The organism is bacterium Unc6 (assembly GCA_013626165.1).
Lineage (GTDB): Bacteria > Omnitrophota > Gorgyraeia > Velesiimonadales > Velesiimonadaceae > Velesiimonas > Velesiimonas alkalicola.
In genome coordinates, this window is the sequence record NDHX01000012.1 from 37603 (window position 1) to 45579 (window position 7977).

The window sequence follows — 7977 nt, forward strand, 5'->3', positions numbered from 1 at the left end:
CCCCCTAACCATTATGCAGGAATTTACTGAAATTCCTATATATATAATCAGTTATCTTATCGGTCTTTCTTTCAGCATCTTAAATGTTATACCGCTGCTAGCATCGGGAAGTTTCTGAACCGATTCTGTAAGAAGAAATTCACCTTTTCTTATCCATTCTTTCAAGATGTTTGCAATCTGTTTTGCCTTTGCATAACTTGAGAAAGATGCGGTAGGAACCTCTTTTCCTTGAACTATGATTTTTCCGCTTCTTAGCTGTTTGTAATTTACCTCACCCAAACTTCCGGGCACACACTCAGGATAGTTCTTACTATAATCAACAATCTGTGTCCATATTGCTTCATCTTTTATAGCAGTTGTCTTTGCAACCCCTTCATCTAATACAGGTATCGGTATTCCTATCCCAACACTAAGACTTACGCCATATCCTACAAAAGATGCTCCGATTAACCAATCCGGACTCATCTGTTTTAAGTCACCCATAACAGCAATTGTTCCTGCAGGGGCCTGTGGAACACCGTTTTCTTTTCTCTTCACCGTCGGGTTATGCTGCGTGCCCTGCCATACAACATACCCTGTTCCCCCGCCAAGGAATATCTTTGTTCCAATACCGATTGTTCTGTAATGAGGATCTTTTAACAAGGGTGAAAGCTGTCCTGCGCTGCAATAATTGGCATTCCCAAGATTTGGCTTTAATATACCCATATATGTATATATTGTTCTGTCAGAAGAAAGATTTACTGCAACATTATAATTTTGATAACAATTTCTTGGATTAAAAAGAACGGCCTCATTTAAGTCTTTTATGTTTATAAATGTTTCAAGGTGTTTATTAGGATAACAGTCTGTCCCGTAGGTGCCAACTACGAGTTTAAGATCTTTTCCTGCAACAAGGTCGTGTATTATATGACCTCCCCCGTACTTAAATTCACCCGGATAAATGCTGTTTTTAGGATCATCTCTGGGAAGAGCAGTTGCACCTATCAGTATATCAACAGCAGCAAAACCGGCATATACAGGAACATTATTAATAGTGGCTTCTCCTCCTCCGATCTTTATCCTTGGTTTTGAATGTCCTATATTAAAGTATGCACCCGATGAACACATAGGACCAAATGTCCCTGTTGTCACAACATCAACTTTTTGTGCTGCTTTTGATGCACCTTTTTCGCCAACAATATCTATCATCTCCTCAGCAGTTACTATAACTGCCTGCCCTTTTCTTATCTTTTCATTTATTTCGGTAATTGTTTTTGCCATTGAGCCCTCCTAAATTTCTTCTTCAAGAAACAATTCAGTGGTAAGATACCTTTCGCCCGCATCAGGAAATATCACAACCATTGTCTTGCCTTTGCTTTCATTTCTTTTTGCAATCTCTAAACAGGCCCACACAGCAGCACCTGGATGATATGCCACAGAATATTCCTTCCTTTCTTGCAAGCAGTCTTGATGTTTTTATTGCATCCTCATTTGAAACAGGAATTATCTCATCAATTATGTTTTTGTTTAATATATCCGGAACAGATCCTGCACCAATGCCCTGTATTTTATGGGGACCTGGTTTACCTCCTGAAAGAACAGCAGATGTTGCAGGTTCAACTGCTATACATTTAAGAGAAGGTTTTTTGATTTTAAAACCTCACCCGCACCTGTAAGCGTGCCACCTGTCCCAACGCCTGCAACAAACATATCAATCTTTCTATCTGTATCATTCCATATCTCCTGTGCAGTTGTTATTCTATGTATTGCAGGGTTTGCAGGATTTTTAAACTGCTGAGGTATAAAAGAATTTTTTGTTTTATTGACAATCTCTTCTGCTTTTTCTACAGCCCTTTCATTCCTTTTTCCCCGGGGGTAAGAACAGGTTCACTTCCAAATATCTTTAATAGCTTTCTTCTTTCAAAGCTCATAGTCTCAGGCATAGTAAGTATAAGTCTATATCCCCTAACAGCACAAACAAAAGCAAGGGCAATTCCGGTATTACCGTTTGTAGGCTCAACTACAATAGAACCCTTCTTTAGCAGACCTTCTTTTTCTGCCACATCTATCATAGAAACTGCAATCCTGTCTTTTACGCTGCTGCAATGGTTATAAAATTCAAGCTTGCCCACTATATCTATATTTAATCCTTCAGAAATTCTTTTTAAACGGACAAGCGGTGTATTGCCAACTGCCTTTGTAATATCTGAAAATATTCTTGCCATAGACCCTCTATTTAGAGTGCAGATACATATTTTCTTACCTTCATATCCGGTATTCCAATGCTCTTAAACTTTTTGCACTATCTGTAAGCACTTTAAAATTAAAACTATCAGCAATATCAGTAGCAGCCTCACCTGTCTTTTCCCATATAGAAAGGTCATTTAATAGCCCACCAGCGTCTGCTTTTTTTCAGCAAACCGCCGATTTCAACCCATTTTTGAGCTGTAATTCAGTTTTGCTCCACCCAAAAAAATCTAAAAAAATCACCTTACCCCTTGACAAACATCATATCTTTGTGGTATAATCCTATATACAAGAGGGTGTATAGGATTATGGTAGACTTTCAGGCTGCTGTAGATACTTCCGGGCTTTACGCTAAGCGAAAAAGGTTGCGAGACCAGCTTATAAGCCTTGGGCATATTATTAAGGGCTCTGTAGTAGAGCTTCGCATGTGCTGTGGCAAACCTAACTGCAGATGCAAAAGAGGACAGAAGCATATTACTCCTTACCTTTCTACTCATATCGGTGGCAAAAGCAGGCACATCTACCTTTCTCCTACAAGGAAGAAAGATGCTACTGAGTGGGTTGAGAATTACCATAAAGCACATGAGATTATAAATGAACTCTCTAAACTTAATGCTGAGATATTGAAACGGCGAAAGCCTCGTTGAAAGAAACCTCCCGGGCAAGTGACAGCACACTTGCCCGTGGAAACATGGGAGGTCACCTTGAACGATCTTACAGCCCATTCTCTTACCGGAGTTGGAAGAAAGCTTAACCTTATCAATGTCCGGGTTAACCTGAAACATCATAAACCTTTCCCTAAACCTCCTATATGGAGACTTTCTCATTATGCCTATAAGAAAAGATTCGTCAATATTTCTCCTCAGGGCTACTACGATAAATCAAAGTTAATATCTTCCCTGATTGACTTCTCCTTTGTCCGGAGTTTAACTGCTCACTGTTATAGCCCATTTCCACCGTTTTGCTATGACCCTCCTTCTCTCTTCCTCCTTGATATGTTCCGCTGGTTAGATGGTTTCTCATCAATGGCTCAGTTCTGTAATAGGCTGCATCACAAGGAAAATGGAAGATGCTACCGCACTTATGCCGGTATCTCTTTGGATAATATACCATGTCCGGCAACATTCTGTAATTTCAGAGCCAGGCTTGGCGAACCTCTTTATAATAGAATCTTCCATATCCTTGTTGAGATTGTAGAAGCTCTTGGCCTTATCACTGCTCGTATTCTTTCCCATGATGGCAGTCTTTTTCCCACTGCTGCCCGATATAAGGGTTGTAATTATGCCTGCAAGGATTGTCTTGAGATAAGAGTAACTGATAAAGACTTCATTCATAGGGAAAGAGATAAGATCCTTAAACTCCTTGAGAATCCTTCTAAAATTGACCTTACCAAAGAAAGAAGGGCTTATGCTAAATGCCCGAGAGTGGATTCTCTTCCTCAAAATGTCCATCCTCCTTCAATCATTGTCATGGCTTATAAACTATTCCCTTTTGACCCGGAGCTTGTTAATGAAAAAGACCAGACAGCCAAATTGCTTGGTGTGGAAGAAGATTTAGCCAGGGCTAAATTCATGCTCATTCCCATAAGAAGCAATATCTCAAAAGTAGAACTTAATCTCAAGGGTAATCCTTTCTATGTTAAGTGTCCCAAAGTTCCTGCTGACCTTACTGCTAAGGTCGGATACCGAAGAAGTAAATATAATCCCAATAAGAAAGAAAGGGTCTTCGGTTTTCTTACTACAATTACCACTTCAGTTGAACCTGAAACCGGCCTTGAATTGCCCATTGCTGTCCTCACAGAAGATGGCTCACACCATGATGGTAATTTCTTCATTGCCTTAAGAGAACAAATTAAAAGACATCATCCATGCCTTGAAACTCATATTGATGTCGGTGATTCTGGTTTCGATGATACGGATAACTATGATTACTCAAGAAAAAATGACTCCCTTCCTATCTTTGCTTACAATCCCAGAAATGAAGACCTTACTCAGAATGCTCTCTACAAAAGAGGTTATGACCATAACGGTTATCCTTATGCTCCCTGCAAAGCTACCTGCAAGCCCAATGGATATGATAAGGATGAAAAAAGGTTGTCCTTTATCTGTGCCAAACAATGCCTTTTTTCTCCACAGGCAGTCCCAGAGCCTATTGCTGATTGCAAATACCTTAATAATAGCAATGGCTTTGCCACACACATGCCTGTAAGCAAAAACCCAAGGCTTATCACTGAGATACCCAGAGGTTCAAAGAGATGGAAGAAGATATACAATATCAGAACCTCTGCTGAAAGAACAAATAGTACTGCTAAAACTGACCTTGATGTTATTGATAAACCAATAGTTATGGGGGTCCAAAGAGCTCGTATCCTTGCGGTTTTAGCTTGTATTGCAACGCTCATTAAGAAGTTGTTACATTTCATTATCAATATCACTCTTACGCTTAGAAAGGCTATTAAGTCTTCTGATTCCAAAAGGAAATACTGGAAAGCCCTTAAGTTGCGTGCTCCTCCTGCCTGTATTGCCAGTATCATTAATAAAACCTAACTTCTCCATAAGAATAACTTCCTCTCACTTACCTGCCTGTGCCGGCACAGCAGACAGGTGGCATAGGGGGAGTGTTTTCTCTTGTAGCCACTTTCCCTCCATCTATCCCAAATATCCAGAAATATCATCAAAAATGTCAGTTCCTGTTGATGCCATGGTGACTTTCAATGCCAAATGAGTGGTCATATGCTACCTGAGCCCCCGCTGGAAGGGGCTATTAAATGACCTTAAATGGTTATAAAATTGCATTCTTTAAATTTCTTACTTTTCCGTGACAGGCACCAATTCAAACGTGTCCACGTAGATCGCCGAGACATTTTCAGGATTATTTTCGGCTACGACATAGACAATTTGTCTTACGTCAGGGCGATACTCAATAACATCCGGCAATTCGTACCATTGCCATTCCCGATTATTTACTGCTTGTGCAGGTATGGCAATTAGCTGAACGTTATCGCCCGCCCAATCATTCATATTGAAATAAGCATGCGCATAGCTAAACGCATTTCCAATATCCCCTTTTTTGTCAACCTTGACTCTTACCCGCATTTTGTATTTCAGACCAGTGCCTTCGGTTTCTTTCAAAATATCCCGGATAGACCAAAAGATGGACTGCCCCATAGTCCACGTTTTATCAGCTGTCTGCTTAACGCAGACATCAAACACCATTCTGGTCGGTCACTTCGGAGTACGTCCTGTGATCATTTGGTAGAAACACAGCCTGTATGCTTTTTGTTCCCTGCTTACGATCGGGCTGCAACTGCCGACGCAAAAGAGCTTCGATTTGCGGAAAAAAATCCAAAACTAAATCATCCCGTCCCCATATGCCGGCTCCCGAGCGCTTGGCTCCGATGCGGCGTGCGTTTTCCATAAACCGCCTACAAATCGTTCTCATCCGATCAGAAACTGCGTTAGACTCATCAATAAGGGCTACTGGCTTCCATATCCCTGCCGCATGAAACTCTTTGCGTACCCTGACAACCAGACGATTTTTACCCGGCGCAATCAGATTGCTAACCGGAATAGAGAAAGGTTGATTCCACATTTTTTCCGGCTCAACGGTCTGACTGCCAATCAGCTTTCCATTCAAAAATACATCACAGTAGCCATCGACTGCCCCAAAATGAAAAGACAGTTTGTCCATGGTCGATTGTGATTCGGGAACCTCAAATTCTACCGCATACCACGCCACACCGTGATAGTCATACCCCTGCTCTGTCCAGGAATCGTTTACCTTTATTTTATCCCAGTCCTTAGGACATTGTTCAGCCCAATTCTCTTTGATCCCAACATCATTCGGATCGATTTTGAAATACCATTCCAACGGAAGCGTCATAACAACACCTTCGGTTTGGAAAGCACGTCGAATCATTAAATACCAAACTGCCAAACGTGTGTTCGCCACATGTTGCTTGAATAGATCATTCTCAGCTGCGTTTTCGGCTCTTTCTAAAATGGAATCCGCTTGCGACAGGAACGCATCTGTGTATTGCATTTGAGGTTCAGCCGAAAGTCGCAGAGGGATATTTTGTTCCCTGAACGTTTTATCCACAAAGTCGATATATTCCAAAATATACGGAGCGCCTTGCCCATAATAAAGCCGACAGAATTCCTCGATTACCTTTCGCCCGTCTGTTGTTTCAGGACGCCACATACATTGGGCCAGAAGATAATTCCGCAAGGCACGCAGTTCAGTTGCTTCCGCATAAGTAGCTTCTGCGAACATACCTTTCATGCCCATTTCTCTAAACAGTCTGATATTTTTATCAATAACCGGAAAATTTGGATAAGGTTTAATGTTCGGATGGTCGGCAAGATAATAGCTCCATACATAGAAGCCTTCCGGAAGCATTTTTGACCAGGCGGACATGCTTTTGAAATCAGGGACATTAAACTCACTGGAAGGGTCGTTCAACATGCGTGCGAAATCTACAGCCAAAGGTGCAATCACAACGACGACGTTTTCTTTCAAAACTGTTTTTTTAGGCGGTACAATCGTCTCGCCATAGGCCAATGTGGAAATCCTGATATTGTCATTTGGATAGTTAACTTTAACGGCCTCGGCTATACTATTTACAAACCGATACAAAGTCCCGCCTCTGCTCCCTTCTTCCTCGTTGATCTCTTCGCATTGCGGACATTCGCAGTGATTTTGGTTGTCATTGGGCGCGACGGAAACAAAAGTTAAACTTTCTGAATTATAGTTCGGAGATTTCTTGTACTCATCAATCCATTTTTTTATGGTCTTAATGGATATGGACAAGACGTCCGGGTTCGTCAAGCACAACTGGCCATGCAACGTATCAACCGTTTTTATTCGAACACCATCCACCAGCGCGTAATATTCGGGATGTTCCTTAAAATAAACATCCGAAGGAACCAGAAGACCGAAGGAGTGGTTTGCAGCGCCGATATATTTTGCGCCACCCAGTTTTTTCTCCATCGGCACACAAGACCAATTACCATTCAGCCTTGCTCTGACCGTCCACTTTTCATTTTCATGCCACTTTTCACCTTCATGAGGATTCACAACATTACGCTTTTCAAGCGGTGGATCATAGCGCCGCGATTTAAAATCCAGCGACAGTGACGGCTTGGAGGGAACATGATTGAAATTGGCAGCCAAAAAACGGCATCCCAATTCCTGCTCCAGGAAATCATATACCCCATACAGCACCGCTCGATCGGAATTGCCAAGAAAGACCAGTTTGGAGCCGTCTCTGTAAATGACAAATCCTTCCAGTACGGCGGGGCGCAAATCCTTCGGGATTTGCCCCATGCTGAAACGCACTGTTTTTCCGATGACGATCTCCTTGTCTCGAGCCGCCATCGCATCCGAAACAATATCATACGTTGCGCCAGTCATTTTGTTTAGGAAATAGCGCATCTCCTCTGCGGCATATCTAATCGCAGCCGAGGCGTTTTTGCCGATAACGATCACGTATTCGGTCTTACTCTTCTCAGCCAAAACCAACGGTGCCGGTTCTTGCGCCTGCACGCTTCCAGCACTCAGCATTGTTGTGCACGCGCCCAAGAAAGCGCCCAAGAAAAAGATGGGACAAACACCTTGATAATTTTTTTTCATAAAACACACCTCTCGTTTTAGTTTTTTGATTAACTAAATTATTGCTTTTTTATGTCCTGGCTTCAAGATGTGGTTACAGGTTGACACTCCAGAACCTCTTCTTTTTCATTTTCTATCTTA

General features: G+C 41.8%; 5 protein-coding genes and 1 pseudogene. 2 read left to right on the forward strand and 4 right to left on the reverse strand.

What is annotated here, in order from left to right:
- Positions 1 to 51: 51 nt before the first annotated feature.
- Positions 52 to 1260 carry a hypothetical protein gene (locus B9J78_05930; protein ID MBA2124452.1) on the reverse strand — a complete coding sequence of 403 codons (1209 nt, stop codon included), beginning with the start codon at positions 1258 to 1260 and terminating at the stop codon, positions 52 to 54.
- A gap of 9 nt (positions 1261 to 1269) precedes the next feature.
- A pseudogene (locus tag B9J78_05935) lies at positions 1270 to 2204 on the reverse strand (cysteine synthase A).
- A gap of 330 nt (positions 2205 to 2534) precedes the next feature.
- Here B9J78_05935 and B9J78_05940 point away from each other — a divergent pair.
- Both B9J78_05940 and B9J78_05945 read left to right on the forward strand, forming a co-directional pair.
- Positions 2535 to 2873, forward strand: a complete 339-nt coding sequence (locus B9J78_05940) for a hypothetical protein (GenBank protein ID MBA2124453.1) — start codon at positions 2535 to 2537, stop codon at positions 2871 to 2873.
- 57 nt (positions 2874 to 2930) lie between these two features.
- Positions 2931 to 4772 (forward strand): hypothetical protein, encoded by a 1842-nt coding sequence (locus B9J78_05945; GenBank protein MBA2124454.1) that lies wholly within the window; start codon positions 2931 to 2933, stop codon positions 4770 to 4772.
- 261 nt (positions 4773 to 5033) lie between these two features.
- Here B9J78_05945 and B9J78_05950 read toward each other — a convergent pair whose 3' ends face one another.
- Entirely contained in the window at positions 5034 to 5441 is a 408-nt protein-coding gene (locus tag B9J78_05950; protein MBA2124455.1) for a hypothetical protein, read from the reverse strand.
- A complete protein-coding gene (locus tag B9J78_05955; GenBank protein MBA2124456.1) occupies positions 5431 to 7857 on the reverse strand; it encodes a hypothetical protein in 2427 nt (808 codons plus the stop codon). The genes B9J78_05950 and B9J78_05955 overlap by 11 nt, the downstream gene beginning before the upstream one ends.
- Positions 7858 to 7977 lie beyond the last annotated feature (120 nt).

Excerpts from the sequence above, each read along its gene's own strand:
- B9J78_05940 (MBA2124453.1), top strand. The coding sequence starts at position 2,535 with ATGGTAGACTTTCAGGCTGCTGTAGATACTTCCGGGCTTTACGCTAAG.
- B9J78_05955 (MBA2124456.1), bottom strand. The coding sequence starts at position 7,857 with ATGAAAAAAAATTATCAAGGTGTTTGTCCCATCTTTTTCTTGGGCGCT.
- B9J78_05950 (MBA2124455.1), bottom strand. The coding sequence starts at position 5,441 with ATGGTGTTTGATGTCTGCGTTAAGCAGACAGCTGATAAAACGTGGACT.
- B9J78_05930 (MBA2124452.1), bottom strand. The coding sequence starts at position 1,260 with ATGGCAAAAACAATTACCGAAATAAATGAAAAGATAAGAAAAGGGCAG.